The following is an 18,073-nucleotide window of genomic DNA, read 5'->3' on the forward strand; positions in this document are numbered from 1 at the left end:
CCTATCTCCGGTTAATCCGCGAAGGTCGCTCCGTCACTATATGTCTGTGGATAAGAACAGGCTGTCGGAGGCGTGCCATGTCATATGGCCCTTCACTGGAATCCACGCCCAGCCGGGACCGCATCAACCTGGACGACCCCTACGAGGTCCGGAACTGGTCGAAGCTGTTCGGCGTCTCTGACCTGGATGTCGCCATCGCGGTCCGCAACGCCGGGCCGAAGCCGGCCGATGTCGCCTTCGTGCTCGGCCGCCCCTGGCCACCCGCAAGGCGCCCGCGCATCACGGACATCCTCCGCGACAGCGTGCGCGCCCCCGACAGCAACGACGCCTGAGGCAGGAACGCCCGAGGCCGCCGCGCGGCGTGGCCCGGGCCTCTCCCCGGGGCGGATCGCCGTTCCCGGCGGCCCGCCCCTGATCCTCAATCCTCCTCGTCTCCGCCGATCTCGCCCGGCCCACGCTCCAGCCGGCTGCGCACGGCCGTCAGTTCCTCCAGCCAGCGGTCCAGCATCGCCCGCAGCCCCTCGGGCGTGACGCCCTCCACGCCGTCCAGCCGCGAAACCACCACGCGCCGGTCGTCCGGCAGCTCCACCCGCGCCCAGCGGGTCAGCGCGTGCAGGGCCAGCGCCAGGGCCAGCGCATCCCCCTCCTCCACATTGATGGCCAGGGAGAAGATGATCGTCCCGTAATGCCAGGCCATGGCCGGGGGATCCTCCTCCTCCACCGGGTCCATCAGCTCCACCTGGAAAGGCAGCGGGGCGCCGTGCTGCACCAGGAAGGTGGGGGCCTCGTCCTCGTCCTCCGGCTCCCCTTCCACGATCTCCAGCCCGGCCTCGCGCAGCAGCCCCTCCACATGGATCGGCCGCAGCCCATCCAGGAAAGCCTCCGCCTCCCGCAGCGCGGTCTCATGGATCACCGAAGCCTGCAGCGGCACCGAGGGGTCCCATCCGAATCCCTCGGTCAGCGCCTCCATCACCATGCGCGCGAGGGAGGCACAGCCCGCCTCGTCCAGCGGCGGCAGGTCCTTGGACCAGTCCTCCCGCCCCTGCGGCGCCAGCGTCAGCCCCAGTGTCTTGAACACGCCCGCCCGCTTGCGCGGCGCCACCGGCAGGCGCGCGAACACGCCCTTCGGCGCGAAGCGGCCGGAGGCCACCTCCACCGCGCTGCTCGCATAAGGGGCGGAGAACACCTGCGCATAGGCCGCCTCCCCCACCCCCGGCAGCATCGCGGACACGGTGAGGAAGCGCATATCCCCCAGCGACCAGAGCGTGCCCTCCTCCTGCGGGTCCCACAGGCAGGTGGACATGATCGCCCGGGTCAGCTTTCGCAGCACCTCGGCCTGGGTGGCCCGGCCGCCCCCGCGATGCAGGGTCCAGCCACGGGCGCGTCGTTCCATCGTCATACCCCGTATTGTTTGCTGCCGAGGACGCCGCGCCAAGTGGTCCCCTCCGAACGGATGGGGCCAGCCCGCCGGCCCTGCTCTAAGCCCTGGCCGGGGAATGGATGCCGCCCCCGCATCCCGCCCCGACCGGAGACCGCCGAATGCGCCATGCCCTGCCCGCCATCCTTGTCCTGGCACTCACCCCCGCCGGGCCCGCCGCAGCCCAGGAACAGCCCCTGCCCATGCCCACGCGCGACGTGGCCGTGACCTACCAGGTGCCGAACACCCGCCCCTCCACCGACAGCGTCGCCTGGAAGCCTTCCGAGGGCCTGATCCGCACCGAGGGCCGCGCCATGATCAACCGGGTGACGCATCTGATCGACACGCGCAGCGGCAGCGTGACCGCCGTGGTCGATGCCGACCGCAGCTTCCACCACCTCGGCCGGATGGCCTCGGTGATGACGCAGGAGATCCTCCCCGTCCGCCCCCGCCAGACCCGTGTGAAGGAGGGCACCGACACCATCGCCGGCCAGCCCTGCACCATCTGGCGCATCGAGGAGGAGGGAGACGCCAGCCCGGAGGAGGCCGGACATGCCTGCATCACGGCGGATGGCGTGCCCCTGCGCCTGGTCACCGGCAGCGGCCCCCGGGCCCGCACGCGCTATGTCGCCACCCAGGTCACCTATGAGGCCCAGGACCCCGCGCGCTTCCGCGTCCCGGCCGGCTACCAGCCCCTGACGGGCCGCTGAACCAACGCCGCCTCCCAACCGCGGCCGTCCTTCCCGGGGCGGCCGCTCACTCCCGCGCGAAATCCAGCAGATCCGCGCCCAGCCGAAGCCTTTCGGTGAAGAACAGCCCGTGCGGCGCGCCGCCATAGGTGTTCAGCCGCGCCCCCAGGATCATCCGCGCCGCCGCACGCCCGGTCACGTCCACCGGCACCGTGTTGTCGGCATCACCGTGGATCACCAGCGTCGGCACGGCGAAGGCCCGCATGTCGTCCCGGAAATCCGTCTCGGAGAAGGCGCGCACGCAATCCAGCGTGGCCTTAGGGGAAGCCTGCATGGCCAGCCCATGCGCCCATTGCAGGATCTCGCCCGTCACCGTGAAGTTCAGCATCCCCGCGCCGAAGAACTGCCGCACGAAGCTCGTCAGGAAATAGGGCCGGTCGTTCCGCAGCCCCTGCACGATCTCGTCGAAGGTCTCGCGCGGCACGCCCTCCGCATGGTCCGGCGTCTTGAGCAGGAAGGGCGTCACGGCGCTCACCAGTACCGCCTTCGCCACCCGCGCGGCGCCATGGCGCCGGAGATAGCGCGCCACCTCCCCCCCACCCATCGAAAACCCGACCAGCATGGCCCCCTGCAGGTCCAGCCCATCCATCAGCACCGCCAGGTCATCCGCCAGCGTGTCGTAGTCATAGCCGGACCACGGCTTCCCGCTCTCCCCGAAGCCCCGCCGGTCATAGGTGATCACCCGGAACCCGTTCTCGGCCAGGTGAACCGCCTGGTACTCCCACATGGCCCCGCTCAGCGGCCAGCCATGGATCAGCACGATCGGCCTTCCGCTCCCCCAATCCGTGTAGTGAAGGGCCACGCCGTCCTGGGTCGTGATGAAGGGCATGGGCCGGGATCCTCCTCGGAAATCCCGGCCTGAACGGCCCGCCTCCCGCCGTGGTTGCCGCCGCGCACATGGCAGCCATGCCGCGCCGCACCCGCGCATCCTGCCGCCCCGGTCCCAGATAGGCCCCCAACCGCCGGGCCCCGGGCCCGGCCCCAGGCCGAAGGACCAACCCCTTGCCCGACAACGCTTCCAGCCCGCTCTTCCAGCCCACCCGGGTCGGCGCCATCGAACTCGCCAACCGGGTGGCCATGGCCCCGCTCACCCGCAGCCGCGCCCTGAAGGGCGATGTCCCCCGCCCCTCCGCCACCACCTACTACGCCCAGCGCGCCAGCGCCGGCCTCATCATCACCGAGGCCACCCAGATCAGCTGGACCGCCAAGGGCTACGCCTTCACCCCCGGCCTCTTCACCGAGGAGCAGGTGGCCGCATGGCGCCCGGTGACCGAGGCGGTGCACGCCAGGGGCGGCAGGATCGTCACCCAGCTCTGGCATGTGGGCCGCATCTCCCACCCCTCGCTGCAGCCCGGCAATGCCCGGCCCCTCGCCCCCTCCGCCGTCACGCCCAAGGGCCAGGCCTTCACCGAGACCGGCTTCCAGCCCCATGAGGAGCCCCGTGCCCTGGAGCTGGAGGAAATCCGCCAGGTCGTGGCCGATTTCGCCCATGCCGCCAGCATGGCCCGCCAGGCCGGGTTCGACGGCGTGGAGATCCACGGCGCCAATGGCTACCTGATCGACCAGTTCCTGCGGAACGGCGCCAACAAGCGCACCGACCTCTATGGCGGCAGCATCGAGAACCGCACCCGCTTCCTCTTCGAGGTGGTGGAGGCTGTCTCCCAGGCCATCGGCGGGGACCGCACCGGCCTGCGCCTCTCCCCCGTCACCCCCGCGAATGATTCGAACGACAGCGACCCCTTCCCGCTGTTCAGCCATGCGGTGGAAGGCCTGAACCGCTTCGGCCTCGCCTATCTCCACATGATCGAGGGCGCGACCGGCGGCCCGCGTGACGTGGCGCCGGGCTTCGACTTCCAGGCCCTCCGCCGCGCCTTCCGCGGCCCCTACATGGCGAACAACGGCTATGACTTCGCCATGGCCGACGCCGCCATCCGCGAGGGCCGGGCGGATCTCGTCGCCTTCGGCCGCCCCTTCATCGCCAACCCCGACCTGGTGGAGCGCATGAAGGCCGGCGCCCCGCTCGCCACCCCGGACCGCGAGACCCTCTATGGCGGCGACGAGCACGGCTACACGGATTATCCGGCGCTGGCGGCGTAAGCGGCCAGTCGCCCCGGCGCTGGCGGCGTAAGCGGCCGCACCACCGTCCCGATGCAGCCCGGCGCCCCCAAGCGCCGGGCTTTTTCATGTCAATCCCGGGCCGGGCAGCAAAAGCCCTGCCACAAGCCAGGCTGCTCCCGGATTCTTTGCTTCAAACAGCACGGGATCGATGGTCCCTGGGCCTCCGACGAAGACACGATTCCTCGATCAGGGGCGCAGCATCTTGGGACTCATCATCAACCCCCGCGGCACGGGCGGCTCGGGCAAGACCGAGCTCGCCCGCCGCATCCTCGCCGCCTATGGCTGGGGCAACCCCGGCCAGGTGCAGCCTATCCACCGCCCCGGGCGGGACCAGCCCATCGCCTACCGGCTCCGCCACCCATGCGGCGGCCGCCCCCTCCTCGTGCTCGGCCATTACGAGCGCCGCTCCGGCGGCTGCGACACCATCCCCGCCTCCCATGGCGGGGCGGAAGCGATCTTCCGCCTCGCCGATGGCGGCGCCGCGGCCGGCCATGACGTGCTGCTGGAGGGCTCGGCCTGGAGCGCGGAGCATATCCGCTCCACCCTGCTGGCCCAGCGGCACAGGCTGCACGTCCTCGCCCTGGCCACCCCGCCGGAGCAGGCGGCGCGCAACCTCGCCGCCCGCCGCCGCGCGCGCCGGGACAGCTGGCCGCTGATCACCCGCGCCGTCCTCGCCCAGCGCGACACGATCGAGGCCGCCTGCGCCCGGCTGCGCGGCCTCGCCGCCGTGGAGGCGCATGGCTTCGACGCCGCCCTCGCCCGCGCGAAGGAGCTGCTCGGGCTCGACACCGCCGGGGGCTCGGCCGCCAGCGGCGGCAGGCTCCGGGCCGCCTGAGCCACCATACCCACAACAGAAGAAGGAGAAGCCGCATGGCCAACACCATCCGGCAGGAGCGCCGCATCCTGACCGATGCCGAGTTCGAGACCGTGGCCGCCAGCCACTACCCCGCCATCTGCGACATGCCGCGGGAGGAGCTGGTCAGCCTCGCCCGCCGGCTGCGCGAATACCATGGCAAGGCCCGCGACCTCACCCACCACCGCCGGCGCGAGCAGCGCGGCAAGGCCGAGCCACGCGGCACCACCCCCGCCCCCAGCGAGGCCGGCACCAGCCGCAAGAAGCAGGTCTTCGCCGCCGCGCTGAAGCGGCTGAACCGCCAGATCGCCCGGCTGGACGACCTTGATCGCGGCCCCAGCCAGGGCGAGATCGCCCGCCGCGCGCTGGAGATGAAGCGCGCCAACCAGCGCCGCCACCATCCCAGCGCGGGCCGCAGCGCCGGCCGCGGCATGCAGGCCAGGCCCAGCACCGCCCCCACGCTGCGCACTGACCCGCGCGAAATCGGCCGCGTCTCGCAATTCGTGCGTGACGCCCAGCTCCGCCGGGACGGCTGATCCCGGCCCCTTTCCCCTCCCGGCGCCGATGAAGCAGCAACTTGCATCCATCGGCGCCGGGAATTGTTCCATCGCCGCATCGCCCTCACCGGGCGCCCGACTTCACGAACCGGAGAACACCGCATGGCCGCGCCCGCGAGGAGCGACAACCCCCGCCCCGTCTCGATGTTCCGGGCCTTCCTGGACAACTCGGCCTCCGGCGGCCTCGTCCTCATGGCCGCCGCCGCCCTCGCGCTGGTCATCGCGAACTCGCCGCTCGGTGGCGCCTACAACGCCGCGCTCCACGCCTATGTCGGCCCGCTCAGCCTGCTTCACTGGATCAACGACGGGCTGATGGCCGTCTTCTTCCTGCTCGTCGGGCTTGAGATCAAGCGCGAGGTGCTGGACGGCCAGCTCGCTACCTGGAGCCGCCGCGTGCTGCCCGGCGTCGCCGCCGCCGGCGGCATGGTCGTGCCCGCGCTCATCTTCGCCGCCTTCAACTGGAACGATCCGAACACGCTGCGCGGCTGGGCCATCCCCGCCGCCACCGACATCGCGTTCGCGCTGGGTGTCCTCGCGCTGCTCGGGCCGCGCGTCCCCACCTCGCTGAAGGTGTTCCTCACGGCGCTCGCCATCATCGACGACCTCGGCGCCGTCATCATCATCGCCCTCTTCTACACGGGCGATCTCTCCACCATGGATCTCGGCCTGGCCGCCGCCGTGCTGGCCGCGCTCTTCGCGATGAACCGCATGGGGGTCACGCGCCTGCTGCCCTACATGCTGCTCGGCGCGCTGCTCTGGTTCTTCGTCCTGCGCTCGGGCGTCCACGCCACCATCGCCGGCGTGCTCCTCGCCTTCACCATTCCCATCTTCCCCGCCCCCGCCCGGCCGGACGACATGCAGCACTCCCCGCTCCACCGGCTGGAGCACGGGCTGCACTACTGGGTGGCCTTCCTCATCATCCCGATCTTCGGCTTCGCCAATGCCGGCGTGTCCTTCTCCGGCCTCACCATGGACGCGCTGCTGGACCACCTCACCCTCGGCGTCGCCCTGGGCCTGCTGCTGGGCAAGCTCTTCGGCGTCTTCGGCACGGCCTGGCTCACCATCCGCCTCGGCTTCGCCGACCTGCCCATGGGCGCCACCCGCGCCCAGCTGCTGGGCGTCTCGCTCCTCTGCGGCATCGGCTTCACCATGAGCCTCTTCATCGGGATGCTGGCCTTCGCCAACGACCCCGCCCTGCAGGACGAGGTGAAGATCGGCATTCTCGGCGGCTCCATTCTCGCGGGAATCCTCGGCTGGGCGGTGCTCCGCATCGCCCCGCGCGAGGCGCCGATCCCCCGCGCGGACCGGGAAGCCTCGGAAGGCCGCGCCATCGGCTGAACCGCCTGTTCCGGGAGGGGCGCCCGCCCCTCCCGGCGCCGTGCTAACCGCCTGCCCCCAGCCCCGCCGGAACGTCCTCCGGCATCGCCGGCCCAAGCCCCAGCGCCGCTCCGATCCGGGCGCAGAAGACCTCCGGCCCATGCGTAGCCACGTAGCGGGCAATCCCCTCCCGCCGGTCCGCCCCGCCCGCGATCTCCTCGGCCATCACGGCCGCCAGCGCCTCCGCCGTGATGCCGGGCGGCACGGCGCGCACGGCATCCCCGAATTCCAGGAAGCTCCCGGTCGCGGACACCACGACCGGCGTGCCACAGCCGAGAAGCTGCGGCACCACGCCGGAGCTCTCGCCCCGGTTCCCGCTGCGAAGCTGCACCGCGAGATCGACGGACCGCATCATCCCGAGCAGCGCCCCGTCGGAAGGCGCATCCACCACCCGCAGATAGGGCAGCCCATCCAGCCCCATCCGCTGCGCATAGTCCCCCGCACCATACCCGGCCAGCAGCAGCACCGCCTCCGGCATGCGCTGCCGCAGCAACGCCATCGCCTCCAGCACCACCTCCGTCTGCTTGTACGGGGAAGGAACGCCGAAGCTGCCGATCACCGGCCTCCCCGCGCGCGGCGCCGCCGTCAGCGCAACATCCGCCTCCGGGAAGACAGGGTGGAAAAGCTGCAGCACCTGCTCCGGCCGGAGCGACGGCATCTCCGCCAGCAGCAGCTCCCGCGCCGCCGCCGAATTCACCAGCAGGCGATCGATCGGCAGCCCGTCCAGCAAGGCGCGCACGCCCAGGATTCCCCGCTCCGCCAGCAGCCCCGGGTCTTGCTGCGCCCGCGCCATGTCGAGCCCGCCCAGGCGGTCCGCGTAATGGGCGCGGAGCATGGGAGCCAACCCGCCCCGCAGCCCGGCAACGGGGGCGAGCAGATGCATCAGGCCGGGGTCGTGCACATGCACCCACAGCCTGCCCGCGGGCGGGAAGTCCCGGCTGCGCCGCAGCGCCTCATAGACCGGCAGGTTGTGATCCGAATTGCCGAGGACATAGATCTCCGCGGCATAGTCATTCGCCTGCCGCCCCATCGCCAGCGCCTGCAGTGCGAACACCCGCGCCGGGGAATCCTTCAGCGCGGGATCATGCAGCCGGTCCGCGTAATCCTCGAAGGAGAAGCAGGGCGCGTAGATGTCCACCGGGTATCCAGCATGGCGGAAGCTCGCGCGCGTGAAGGTCGCGATCCCCGTCTCCGCCGGCGGCATCACGGATATCACCGCGATGCCCCCGCGCCGCGGCCCTTCCGCCAGCCGGGCCAGCGAGTGCCGAAGCGCCGTCCCGTCCTGCGGCCGGATGGCGGCCGCATGGCGCAGCCGCTGCAGCTCGGCCAGCACCTCCGCCATCCGTGCGCCGCGCAAGGTCCCGTACACATCCCGCAGCAGCTGCCCCAGCCAGGGCGAGGCGCGGTCCAGCATCCGCATGGCGGCCCGTTTCATGCGAAGCTCCTCTCCCCGTGCCGCCCGGGAACGGCGCGCTTCGCGGGCACGCATGGCAGCCTGGGCATCAAGGACAACCTCCTCGGACAGGGCCCAACCGCACGGCATCCTGACCGCCGCGCCCTGCGCGCATACCAAAGGAAGCGCCCCGTAACATGGGCGGACCCGCCCGGCCAGGGCGCGGCGGGCGCCTCGTCGGGGATGCAGCCGGGACGCGTGCGGCCCCAAGGAAGGAGAAAGAATTCTCCCTCCTGGACCTCCCTCATCTTCTTCTACCGGTTTCAGCGATAGGGCTGGCGGTGCGCCTCCGGTCCAGGACCGGAGGCAATTGCAAGGGCAGCACCATGGGATGGGGGCCCCGTCCTGCACCGCATCCGTGGCAGCCCCTCCGCCTCAGCCCGCGCCGAGCGGCACCAGCGCCTCCCGGAACCGCGCCGCGCAGGCCGCCCAGGAGAAGCCTTCCGCATGCGCGCGGCACGCCGCCCGGTCCACCGGCAGCGCCGCCAGGCAGGCCGCGCGCAGGTCCTCGTCCAGCGCTCCCACCGGCGCATCGCCGATCACGTCCAGTGGCCCGCTGACGGGATAGGCCGCGACCGGCGTTCCCGCCGCCAGCGCCTCCAGCAGCACCAGCCCGAAGGTGTCGGTGCGGGAGGGAAAGACGAACACATCGGCCGAGGCATAGGCCGCCGCCAGCTCCCCGTTCTCGCGGTATCCCGTGAACACCGCCCCGGGAAAGCGCCGCTGCAGCGCCGCGCGCTGGGGCCCATCGCCCACCACCACCTTCGTCCCGGGCAGGTCCAGCGAGAGGAAGGCCGCGATGTTCTTCTCCACCGCCACCCGCCCGGCATAGAGGAAGACCGGCCGCGCCATCCCCGGGAAGGCATCCGGCAGCCCCGGCCGGAACCGCGCCAACTCCACCCCGCGCGACCATCGGCGCACGCGCGTGAAGCCACGCTCCCCCAGTTCCCGCTCCAGCGATCCCGTGGCCGCCAGCACCGCGGCCGATGGTGCATGGAAGCGCCGCATCACCGCCCAACTCCAGGAAAGCGGCGCGCCCATGCGGGCCTGCATGTATTCGGGAAAGCGCGTGTGGAAGGAGGTGGTGAAGGGCCAGCCCCGCCGCAGGCAGATGCGCCGCATCGCCCAGCCCAGCGGCCCCTCGGTGGCGATATGCACCGCATCCGGCGCGAAGCGCTCCGCCAGCTTCCGCAACCGCCGCCCGGGCAGCACGGCCAGCCGGATCTCCCGGTATCCCGGCGTGGGGACCGAGCGGAACTCCGCCGGCCCCAGCACCTCCACCACGTCCCCCGCCGCGCGAAGGTGCTGCACCACCTGTTCCATGGTGCGCACCACGCCATTCACCTGCGGATGCCAGGCATCCGAGACGATCAGGATGCGCAGCGGCCCACCCTCACTCCGCCGGCAGCGGCGCAGGCGCCGGCTGCACGGCGCCGCGCCGCGTGCGGAAGAAGGAAAGCCGCCGCTCCGCCGCCCAGTCCACCAGCTCGAACCGCCCGTCCGCGTGCTCCACCAGCGCCGTGCAGCTCTCCACCCAGTCGCCGTCATTCATGTAGAGCACGCCGTCGATCTGGCGCATCTCGGCGTGGTGGATATGCCCGCACACCACCCCGTCGAAGCCGCGCTTGCGCGCCTCCAGCGCCAGCGCCCCCTCGAAGCGGTCGATCGCCTTCACCGCCCCCTTCACCTGCCGCTTCAGCCATTGGCTCAGCGACCAGTAGGGATAGCCGAAGCGCCGCCGCGCCAGGTTGAACAGCCGGTTCAGCTCCAGCGCCGTGTCATAGGCCCAGTCGCCCAGCAGCGCGATGAACTTGGCGTAGCGCACCACGCTGTCGAAGGCGTCGCCATGCACCACCAGCAGCCGCCGCCCATCGGCGGCCAGGTGCTCCGCCTCGCCCGCCAGCCGCACCCCCGCGATCTCCAGCCCCAGCCAGTCGCGGAACATCTCGTCATGGTTGCCGGGGATATAGACCACCTCCGTCCCGTGCCGCGCCATGCGCAGCACCAGCCGGATCACCTCGTCATGATGCGTGTCCCAGTACCAGGACTTCCGCAGGCGCCACCCGTCCACGATGTCGCCGACAAGGTAGAGCTTCTCGCACTCCACCTGCTTGAGGAAATCCGCCAGGAAATCCGCCCGGCATCCCCGCGTGCCCAGATGCACGTCCGAAAGGAAAACGCTCCGGTACCGGCGCCGCGCCCCGGCCCCGTCGCCCCTGGATTGGTGCATCTCGGCCCCGTCCATCTGCATGGCCGGCGGAGTAGCCCCCGCGCCGGGACATCCCCGTGACCCTCGCATGACCATCGCGCGACACGGGTTGAACCCACACCCGCCCCCGGACGTTCCCCGGCAACACCCCAAGGGAGAACCAACCCATGTCCGATATCGGCCCCGCCGGCATGACCCCCACCCCCGCCGGCCTCGACAGCAACCGCCGCCTCATCTCCGCCGACAAGGTCGAGGGCACCGCCGTGTACAACCGCGCCGGCGACCGCCTCGGCACGATCGAGGACGTGATGATCGACAAGATCTCCGGCCGCGTCGCCTTCGCCGTCATGTCCTTCGGCGGCTTCCTCGGCATGGGCGAGAACCACCACCCCCTTCCCTGGTCCGTCCTCACCTATGACACCGCCAAGGGCGGCTATGTCGTGGACCTCACCCGCGAGCAGCTCGAAGGCGCCCCCAGCTACGCCGCCGCCGAGAATGTGGACCTCAGCGACACGCATGGCCGCCGCGTCTACGACTACTACAAGGCCCAGCCCTTCTGGCTCGACGTCGCGTAACCGCCCCACTTCCCCCCGCCCGCATTCCGCCCCAAAACGGGCGGGCAACGCGGGCAGGGGGAACCACCACATGACCAAGATCGGCATCCTCGGCATCTCCGGCCGCATGGGCCGCCTCCTGGCCGAGGAAGTCTCCACCGCCGGCGCCACCCTCGCCGGCGGCACCGCCCGCCGGGGCGAGCAATGGCCCGCAGACCCCAGGGCCCTCGCCCGCGTCTCCGACGTGCTGATCGACTTCACCACCGCAGAGGCCGCCGAACCCCACCTTCAGGCCGCGCTGGAAGCCCGCAAGCCCCTCATCCTCGGCACCTCCGGCCTCAACGGCGCCCAGGAAGCCGCCCTCGCCGAAGCCGGCCGCGACATCCCGATCGTCTACGCCGCCAACTTCTCCCCCGGCGTGAACCTTCTCCTCGCCGTCGCCGAACGCCTCGCCGCCGGCCTCCCCCCCGAATCCTACGACGCCGAAATCGTCGAAACCCACCACCGCCAGAAGATCGACGCCCCCTCCGGCACCGCCATCGCCCTCGGCCGCGCCGTCGCCGCCGGGCGCGGAACCACGCTGGAAGAAGCCGGCATCGAATCCGGGCGGGACGGCCACACCGGCCCCCGCAAGACCGGCGCCATCGGCTTCGCCGCCCTCCGCGCCGGCCAGGTGGTGGGCGAACACACCCTTCTCTTCGCCAGCGGCAGTGAGCACATCGCCCTCACCCACCGCTCCTTCGAACGGCGCGTCTACGCCACCGGCGCCGTCCGCGCCGCCCTCTGGGCCGTGCGGCAGCCACCCGGCCTCTACGGGATGAAGCACGTCCTCGGCATGGGTTGAGGGCGAAAAGGGAATGACGGAATTCGCCCACCGCATCCCCCAGCTCTTCCACGTCACCCAGCGCAGCGCGCTCGAATCCATCCGCGCCCAGGGCCTCCGCCCCGCGGCCGAACTGGCGGCTCACCACCCCGAAGCCATCACCGAGAACCGCCGCGCCTGGACCCCCATCCCCCGCCCCGGCGCCCCGACGGCCTGGCTCCGTTGGCAGAACATGCCCGACGGCCCCATCGCCACCCGCCTCGCCCCGGGCATCACCCCCGCCCAGTGGCGCCGCTTCATCAACTCCTTCGTCTTCTTCTTCCCCACGGAAGCCGATGCACGCCGCCTCCAGGCCTCGCCGAAGGACAAGGGGCAGAACCAGGCCATCCTCCGCTTCGAAACCGCCGCCCTGCTGCAGGCCGGCGTCACGCTCCTCACCTGCCGCTGGAACAACGGCTACCTGGACCGCGACCCGCCCGAACGCCGCCGGCTCCGCGGCTTCGCCGATTACCGCCCCGCCCATCTCTGGCGGCGCGGCGAAAACCTCGGCGAAATCACGGCCCAGGGCGGCACCCCGCCCGGCCTGCCCTTCGCCATCATCGACTGAACCGCGCCATGCAACGCCCCGCGTGATCCTGGGCCAGCAGAGCGCAGCTTCGCCCGCCCAACCGCGTTCCGCCGCAAGATCGCAGCAACCAAGGAACGCACCACCATGCGCGACACCACCCGCCGCCACCTGGCGACCCGCCTCCTCCCGGCCACCGCCCTCGCCCTGGCCGCCCCCGCCCTGCTCCGCCCCCGCCCGGCACAGGCCGCCACCCGCGCCGAGATCGACGCCGAAGTCCGCGCCGCCCTCGTCTCCCTCCGCCAGCGGGAGGAAACCCGGAACCTCTTCCGCCAGGCCCGCGCCACCCTCATCTTCCCCCGCATCATCCAGGGCGGCTTCATCGTCGGCGGCCAGTACGGCGAAGGCGCGGCCCTGCGCGGCGACACCATCCAGGGCTACTACAACATCGCCGGCGCCTCCTTCGGCCTCCTCGTCGGCGCCCAGGCCGCCGGCCTCGCCATGTTCTTCATGACCGACGAAGCCCTCGCCGCCCTCATGCGCGCGGATGGCTGGGAAATCGGCACCGGCCCCTCCGTCGTCGTGCTGGACCGGGGCGACCAGGTGAACTTCACCGCCACCACCCTCCGCGAACCGGTCTACGCCATCACCTTCAACCAGCAGGGGCTGATGGCCTCCATCTCCCTCAACGGTACGAAGATCACCCGCATCAACCCGTCCTAAGGCCCGCCACCGGCCCGGGGGAGGCACCGCCTCCCCCCATTCCCCCTCCGCCGGGGGGTGGACGCACCCCCCGGACCCCGCGATCTAATACGCGGATGGAAAACGTCCTCACCGTCCCCGCGGAACTGCTGCACCGCCAGCTCACCACCGTCTTCACCACCTGGGGCATGTCCCAGGACCACGCCGACATCGCCGCCACCATCATGGTCGAAACCGACCTGACCGGAATCGACTCCCACGGCATCGGCATGCTCCCGCACTACCAGAAGCTCCTCCGCGAAAACCGGCTGGACCCCCGCGCCACCCCCACCATCGCCCGCGACAACGGCCCCGCCGTGCTGGTGGACGGCAACAAGGCCATCGGCCACGTCCCCGCCCATTTCGCCAACGCGATCGCCATCGAGAAAGCCCGCCAGCACGGCATCGGCATCGCCGCCGTCACCAACTCCAACCACTACGGCGCGGCCGGCTGGTATGCCCGCATGGCGGCGGAAGCGGGGATGATCGGCATCTCCCTCACCAACGCCTCCCACCTCCTCGTTCCCATCCACGGCACCCAGCCCGCCCTGGGCACCAACCCCATCGCCTTCTCCGCCCCCACGCGGGACGAAACCCGCCCCGTCCTGCTGGACATGGCCACCACCACGGTCGCCTACGGAAAGGTCTCCATCGCCCGCCGCGCCGGCAAACCCCTGCCCCCGGGCTGGGCGCTGGATGAAAACGGCAACCCCGAAACCAACTCCGCCCGCGCCGCCGAAACCCGCCGCCTCGCCCCTCTCGGCGGCACGCGCGAACAGGGCGCCCATAAGGGCTATGGCCTGGCCCTGATGGTCGAAATCCTCTGCGCCACCCTCACCGGCGCCGGCTCCGCCCAACTCCGCACCGGCCACTTTTTCCTGGTGCTGAACCCCACCGCCTTCCGCGACCGCGAGGACTTCCAGGCCGATCTGGACGACCTGATCGCCCGCCTGCGCGGCAACACGCCCGCCGAGCCGGGCCAGCCCGTGATCATCCCAGGCGACCCGGAGCACGACACCTTCATCCAGCGCCAGCGGGACGGGATTCCGATGATGCCAACGCTGGTGGAGGAGGTGCGGGCGGTGTGTGAGGAGAGTGGAGCAGGCTTCATCCTTACCTGAAGCAGGCGGAAATCAGCCAATAACAGCTAGGAACGATTTCGACGCAATTCCTGGAACTTGCTCTCTTGGAGGAGGGTGAACGCACTCCTCCGATTCCGCCTCTGCAGAAGGCAACTGGCGGCCATAGAACCGGTCCCGCCCGGAAATTAAAGGGCTCCGATAGTGAAAAGCACAACTTTATCGCCGAATGAGGAAAACCGCGCCCGCGACAAGCAAGAGATCGCGCACGAGCCTCGGTACCGGCGCTTGGACACGACGAGCCTCAAAACCACCAACCTTCATCTTCCGGCCAAGATCGGGAACCAGTTCATGGATCGCCCAGGCGAGCTCCATGCGATCTGCATCCTGCCTCATCTTCCTTGCGAGCCATAGCGAGGCGATGGTCCAGATCACGCCGGGAATTATCACGAACAGGATTCTTGCCCGCTCAGAACCCCAAATCCCGGCATTGATGAGGTCGGGAATGAAAAGACCGATGGTGAAACCGATGACAACCGCGCAGGCACAGGTTTCGCCAAGATAATTGTAGCTTCTCCTCCGCCGTGCCCACTCGATCAGGTGCTGCGGAGCGGTTCTGTGATAGATCGATACGAACACACGATCGTCGACGCCCGAATCGAGCAGATCACCGAAGGTGCTCCGCCAATTCGCGTCCGAATGAATCGCTTCCCTGAAGCGCCGGGCCACAAGGCGGCGAGCATCATCCGTGAACATGTCCCGGCGTGTATAGCGGAAGATAAGCACCAAGCTTTGCAGACAAATGCCGATAACCGGAGTCGCCGCCGCCACAAGCGCTACGACCAGTGATTGCACGTCTGTCAACGCCCCGAAAACTCTGGCCGCATCGTCTGGTGACGTGGCCCACATTCCCGCGAAAGCGAGAGCGAGAAAAATCCCGCCGGCGATACCGTTTCGGATCAGGAAGTGGAAATCCACGTCTCCCTCCCGACAACTTGGTAGCGCAACAAAATCCGAAATCCGAAGCCAATTGCAAGTACATTCGCGCTTGGAGCCTCTGGTCGCTGTCGAGCCGATGCAATGGATGGCGGCCGAGGACCTCGTGCGCCCTCCTGTCCCAATCCTGGGAGCAGGGACGCATGGATGGGGTTGCAGATGACCGGCCGGACCCGCTTCCAACTTGGCCACCTGCCACGCTCACTTCGAAGCGGGCCGAGCAGCGCCCCGTCCGGCTCAGCCTTGGCCGGGAGGCGGCGCAACAGCGCCAACGAACGAAATTCCCGTCCTCGTGCAGGCTGCCACGAAGGGACACCAAATCCGGACGCGTCAAGATCCCCCTTCTTGACCCCCCCTCTCGCGCCTGCGAAACCCCCTCGCCGCCCGGATTCCCGGGATCCGGTTTCCACACCCGCGACAAGAGGCCGAATCACGCCATGCGCGATCAGGGCGAGTACCTTTTCACGTCGGAATCCGTTTCCGATGGCCACCCGGACAAGGTGGCGGACCGCATCTCGGATACGGTGCTCGACACCTTCCTGGAAGCCGATCCCTACGCCCGCGTGGCGTGTGAAACCCTGGTGACGACGAACCGCATCGTCATCGCCGGCGAAACCCGCGGCCCCGGTGACATCACGGCCGATCTGCTGATGCACGCCGCCCGCATGGCCGTGCGCGAAATCGGCTATGACCAGGAAGGTTTCTCCTGGCGCAACGCCCATGTGGAATGCCACCTCCACGCCCAGTCCGCGCATATCGCGCAGGGCGTGGATGCCGCCGGCAACAAGGATGAAGGCGCCGGCGACCAGGGCATCATGTTCGGCTACGCCTGCCGCGAAACGCCCGATCTGATGCCGGCCCCCCTCTACTACTCCCACCTGATCCTCCGCCGGATCAGCGAAGCCCGCCGCAACAGCGACATCTCGGCCAAGGGCCTCCTGCCGGACGCCAAGTCCCAGGTCACCCTCCGCTACGTCGATGGCAAGCCGGTCGGCGCCACCTCCGTCGTCGTCTCCACCCAGCATGAGGAGGGGATGAGCCAGGAAGACGTCCGCGCCCTCGTCCTCCCCTTCATCGAAACCAGCCTCCCCCCGGGCTGGATGCCCTCGGCCGAGGAAATCTACGTCAACCCCACCGGCACCTTCGTCATCGGCGGCCCGGATGGTGACTGCGGCCTCACCGGCCGCAAGATCATCGTGGATACCTATGGCGGCGCAGCCCCCCATGGCGGCGGCGCCTTCTCCGGCAAGGACCCCACGAAGGTGGACCGCTCCGCCGCCTACGCCGCCCGCTACGTCGCCAAGAACGTCGTCGCCGCCGGCCTGGCCGATCGCTGCACCATGCAGGTCTCCTACGCCATCGGCGTCGCCAAGCCCCTGTCGATCTACTTCGACCTCCACGGCACCGGCCACGACGTGGACGAGGCCAAGCTGGTCAAGGTCATCAGCGACATGGTGAACCTCTCCCCCCGCGGCATCCGGGAACACCTGCACCTGAACCGCCCGATCTACGTCCCCACCTCCAGCTACGGCCATTTCGGCCGCACGCCGGATTCGGAAAAGGGCACCTTCACCTGGGAACGCACCGACCTCGCGGCCGAGCTGAAGCGCGCCTTCAACCGCTAGGCGGAACGGGCACGGGAACGAATCTGTTGACGTTTTGTTCTCGTTAACCTATCTCTCACCTCGCCGGGCACCCCCAGGCCCGGCCGGCCTCCCCCAAGGCCGGACCAGAGCGTGATCACGTGAAGCAAAGGGCCGTCCCGCACCCCCTGCGTGGCGGCCCTTCCCCCTCAGGCACCACGCTCATGGCCTACGATACCAACCGCCCCTCGCCCCCCGCCGAAGGCATCCCCGACCGTCTCTATGGCCGCCGCCGCGGCCATCCGCTGCGCCCCCGCCAGCAGCGCCTGCTCGATCTCACCCTTCCCCGCATCACCCTCGCCCCCCCCGAATCCCCCCGCGCCGGCTTCCCGATGGAGGCCGAGTCCCTCTGGCTCGAAGTCGGCTTCGGCGGCGGCGAACACGCCCTCGAACTCGCCCGCGCCAACCCCCGCGTGGCCCTCATCGCCTCCGAGGTCTTCGAGAACGGCCTCTGCTCCCTCCTCACCCACCTTGTCCCCGAGGAGCAGGAGGCCACGGCCCCCCTGCCGCCCAACCTGCGCCTCTGGCCGAAGGATGCCCGCCACCTCCTCCAGGCCCTGCCGGACGCCTCGCTGGACCGCCTGTTCCTGATGTTCCCGGACCCCTGGCCCAAGGCCCGGCACGCGAAGCGCCGCTTCGTTCACCCGGCCCTGCTGCCCCTGCTCGCCGCGAAGCTGAAGCCCGGCGCCGAATGGCGCATCGCCAGCGACGATCCCACCTACCAGGCCTGGGTGGACGAGGTGATGGGCGCCCAGGACCTCTTCGGGCTCAGCGCCCACCACGACGCCCCGCCCGCCGACTGGCCCCGCACCCGCTACGAGGCCAAGGCCCTGCGCGAGGGCCGGCATCCCCGCTACTGGATCTGGCGCCGCCGGTAACATCATGGCGCGGCCCCGGAAGATCCTTGCTCCGGCAGCCGCGCCGCTCTATATGCCGGAT

The 18,073-nt window shown here is 70.3% G+C and carries 19 protein-coding genes; 13 read left to right on the forward strand and 6 right to left on the reverse strand.

Annotated elements, in window-relative coordinates:
- Window positions 1-77: 77 nt before the first annotated feature.
- Window positions 78-332, forward strand: a complete 255-nt coding sequence (locus tag J8J14_RS16485; RefSeq protein ID WP_209380634.1) for a DUF3606 domain-containing protein — start codon at window positions 78-80, stop codon at window positions 330-332.
- Window positions 333-418: 86 nt separating this feature from the next.
- On the opposite strand, the gene J8J14_RS16490 is transcribed toward J8J14_RS16485, so the two are convergent.
- Window positions 419-1,393 (reverse strand): hypothetical protein, encoded by a 975-nt coding sequence (locus J8J14_RS16490; RefSeq protein WP_209380635.1) that lies wholly within the window; start codon window positions 1,391-1,393, stop codon window positions 419-421.
- Window positions 1,394-1,539: 146 nt separating this feature from the next.
- Between J8J14_RS16490 and J8J14_RS16495 the strand changes: the two genes are divergently transcribed.
- Window positions 1,540-2,127, forward strand: a complete 588-nt coding sequence (locus J8J14_RS16495; RefSeq protein WP_209380636.1) for a hypothetical protein — start codon at window positions 1,540-1,542, stop codon at window positions 2,125-2,127.
- Window positions 2,128-2,173: 46 nt separating this feature from the next.
- Here J8J14_RS16495 and J8J14_RS16500 read toward each other — a convergent pair whose 3' ends face one another.
- Complete coding sequence (locus tag J8J14_RS16500) at window positions 2,174-2,995, reverse strand: alpha/beta fold hydrolase (protein WP_209380637.1); 822 nt, start codon at window positions 2,993-2,995, stop codon at window positions 2,174-2,176.
- A gap of 173 nt (window positions 2,996-3,168) precedes the next feature.
- On the opposite strand from J8J14_RS16500, the gene J8J14_RS16505 reads away from it, so the two are divergent.
- From J8J14_RS16505 to nhaA, 4 genes are all read left to right on the forward strand, one after another.
- The gene (locus J8J14_RS16505; protein ID WP_209380638.1) at window positions 3,169-4,263 is read left to right on the forward strand and encodes an alkene reductase; all 1,095 of its coding nucleotides are present in this window, start codon (window positions 3,169-3,171) and stop codon (window positions 4,261-4,263) included.
- A gap of 223 nt (window positions 4,264-4,486) precedes the next feature.
- Window positions 4,487-5,119, forward strand: a complete 633-nt coding sequence (locus J8J14_RS16510) for a hypothetical protein (protein WP_209380639.1) — start codon at window positions 4,487-4,489, stop codon at window positions 5,117-5,119.
- A gap of 35 nt (window positions 5,120-5,154) precedes the next feature.
- Window positions 5,155-5,673 carry a hypothetical protein gene (locus tag J8J14_RS16515; RefSeq protein ID WP_209380640.1) on the forward strand — a complete coding sequence of 173 codons (519 nt, stop codon included), beginning with the start codon at window positions 5,155-5,157 and terminating at the stop codon, window positions 5,671-5,673.
- A 123-nt stretch (window positions 5,674-5,796) separates the two neighbouring features.
- On the forward strand, window positions 5,797-7,032 hold the full coding sequence (gene nhaA, locus J8J14_RS16520) for a Na+/H+ antiporter NhaA (protein WP_209380641.1): 1,236 nt from the start codon (window positions 5,797-5,799) through the stop codon (window positions 7,030-7,032).
- A 43-nt stretch (window positions 7,033-7,075) separates the two neighbouring features.
- Here the strand turns inward: nhaA and J8J14_RS16525 are convergent, their stop codons facing one another.
- The 3 genes from J8J14_RS16525 to J8J14_RS16535 form a co-directional block, all read right to left on the reverse strand.
- Complete coding sequence (locus tag J8J14_RS16525; RefSeq protein WP_209380642.1) at window positions 7,076-8,506, reverse strand: glycosyltransferase family 4 protein; 1,431 nt, start codon at window positions 8,504-8,506, stop codon at window positions 7,076-7,078.
- Window positions 8,507-8,899: 393 nt separating this feature from the next.
- Complete coding sequence (locus tag J8J14_RS16530) at window positions 8,900-9,907, reverse strand: glycosyltransferase family 4 protein (RefSeq protein ID WP_209380680.1); 1,008 nt, start codon at window positions 9,905-9,907, stop codon at window positions 8,900-8,902.
- A 10-nt stretch (window positions 9,908-9,917) separates the two neighbouring features.
- A complete protein-coding gene (locus tag J8J14_RS16535) occupies window positions 9,918-10,769 on the reverse strand; it encodes a UDP-2,3-diacylglucosamine diphosphatase (protein ID WP_245215858.1) in 852 nt (283 codons plus the stop codon).
- A 131-nt stretch (window positions 10,770-10,900) separates the two neighbouring features.
- Between J8J14_RS16535 and J8J14_RS16540 the strand changes: the two genes are divergently transcribed.
- From J8J14_RS16540 to J8J14_RS16560, 5 genes are all read left to right on the forward strand, one after another.
- Entirely contained in the window at window positions 10,901-11,308 is a 408-nt protein-coding gene (locus J8J14_RS16540; RefSeq protein WP_245215859.1) for a PRC-barrel domain-containing protein, read from the forward strand.
- A 70-nt stretch (window positions 11,309-11,378) separates the two neighbouring features.
- Window positions 11,379-12,131 carry a 4-hydroxy-tetrahydrodipicolinate reductase gene (gene dapB, locus J8J14_RS16545; protein ID WP_209380643.1) on the forward strand — a complete coding sequence of 251 codons (753 nt, stop codon included), beginning with the start codon at window positions 11,379-11,381 and terminating at the stop codon, window positions 12,129-12,131.
- A 13-nt stretch (window positions 12,132-12,144) separates the two neighbouring features.
- A complete protein-coding gene (locus J8J14_RS16550) occupies window positions 12,145-12,717 on the forward strand; it encodes a DUF7002 family protein (RefSeq protein WP_209380644.1) in 573 nt (190 codons plus the stop codon).
- A gap of 105 nt (window positions 12,718-12,822) precedes the next feature.
- Window positions 12,823-13,398 (forward strand): lipid-binding SYLF domain-containing protein, encoded by a 576-nt coding sequence (locus J8J14_RS25480; protein WP_209380645.1) that lies wholly within the window; start codon window positions 12,823-12,825, stop codon window positions 13,396-13,398.
- 95 nt (window positions 13,399-13,493) lie between these two features.
- On the forward strand, window positions 13,494-14,537 hold the full coding sequence (locus J8J14_RS16560; protein WP_209380646.1) for an Ldh family oxidoreductase: 1,044 nt from the start codon (window positions 13,494-13,496) through the stop codon (window positions 14,535-14,537).
- 177 nt (window positions 14,538-14,714) lie between these two features.
- Here J8J14_RS16560 and J8J14_RS16565 read toward each other — a convergent pair whose 3' ends face one another.
- Window positions 14,715-15,473, reverse strand: coding sequence for a hypothetical protein (locus J8J14_RS16565; RefSeq protein ID WP_209380647.1), 759 nt, complete (start codon window positions 15,471-15,473; stop codon window positions 14,715-14,717).
- A 455-nt stretch (window positions 15,474-15,928) separates the two neighbouring features.
- On the opposite strand from J8J14_RS16565, the gene metK reads away from it, so the two are divergent.
- A complete protein-coding gene (gene metK / locus J8J14_RS16570; protein WP_209380648.1) occupies window positions 15,929-17,116 on the forward strand; it encodes a methionine adenosyltransferase in 1,188 nt (395 codons plus the stop codon).
- 182 nt (window positions 17,117-17,298) lie between these two features.
- The gene (gene trmB, locus J8J14_RS16575; protein WP_209380649.1) at window positions 17,299-18,012 is read left to right on the forward strand and encodes a tRNA (guanine(46)-N(7))-methyltransferase TrmB; all 714 of its coding nucleotides are present in this window, start codon (window positions 17,299-17,301) and stop codon (window positions 18,010-18,012) included.
- The last annotated feature ends 61 nt before the right edge of the window (window positions 18,013-18,073 follow it).

The sequence above is a fragment of the Pararoseomonas baculiformis genome (genome assembly GCF_017813395.1).
In the GTDB taxonomy this organism is placed as follows: Bacteria; Pseudomonadota; Alphaproteobacteria; order Acetobacterales; family Acetobacteraceae; genus Roseomonas; species Roseomonas baculiformis.

Coding starts and splice junctions, on each gene's coding strand:
- J8J14_RS16485 (WP_209380634.1), top strand. CDS start 78: ATGTCATATGGCCCTTCACTGGAATCCACGCCCAGCCGGGACCGCATC.
- J8J14_RS16490 (WP_209380635.1), bottom strand. CDS start 1,393: ATGGAACGACGCGCCCGTGGCTGGACCCTGCATCGCGGGGGCGGCCGG.
- J8J14_RS16495 (WP_209380636.1), top strand. CDS start 1,540: ATGCGCCATGCCCTGCCCGCCATCCTTGTCCTGGCACTCACCCCCGCC.
- J8J14_RS16500 (WP_209380637.1), bottom strand. CDS start 2,995: ATGCCCTTCATCACGACCCAGGACGGCGTGGCCCTTCACTACACGGAT.
- J8J14_RS16515 (WP_209380640.1), top strand. CDS start 5,155: ATGGCCAACACCATCCGGCAGGAGCGCCGCATCCTGACCGATGCCGAG.
- nhaA (WP_209380641.1), top strand. CDS start 5,797: ATGGCCGCGCCCGCGAGGAGCGACAACCCCCGCCCCGTCTCGATGTTC.
- J8J14_RS16525 (WP_209380642.1), bottom strand. CDS start 8,506: ATGAAACGGGCCGCCATGCGGATGCTGGACCGCGCCTCGCCCTGGCTG.
- J8J14_RS16535 (WP_245215858.1), bottom strand. CDS start 10,769: ATGGACGGGGCCGAGATGCACCAATCCAGGGGCGACGGGGCCGGGGCG.
- J8J14_RS16540 (WP_245215859.1), top strand. CDS start 10,901: ATGTCCGATATCGGCCCCGCCGGCATGACCCCCACCCCCGCCGGCCTC.
- dapB (WP_209380643.1), top strand. CDS start 11,379: ATGACCAAGATCGGCATCCTCGGCATCTCCGGCCGCATGGGCCGCCTC.
- J8J14_RS16550 (WP_209380644.1), top strand. CDS start 12,145: ATGACGGAATTCGCCCACCGCATCCCCCAGCTCTTCCACGTCACCCAG.
- J8J14_RS25480 (WP_209380645.1), top strand. CDS start 12,823: ATGCGCGACACCACCCGCCGCCACCTGGCGACCCGCCTCCTCCCGGCC.
- J8J14_RS16560 (WP_209380646.1), top strand. CDS start 13,494: ATGGAAAACGTCCTCACCGTCCCCGCGGAACTGCTGCACCGCCAGCTC.
- metK (WP_209380648.1), top strand. CDS start 15,929: ATGCGCGATCAGGGCGAGTACCTTTTCACGTCGGAATCCGTTTCCGAT.
- trmB (WP_209380649.1), top strand. CDS start 17,299: ATGGCCTACGATACCAACCGCCCCTCGCCCCCCGCCGAAGGCATCCCC.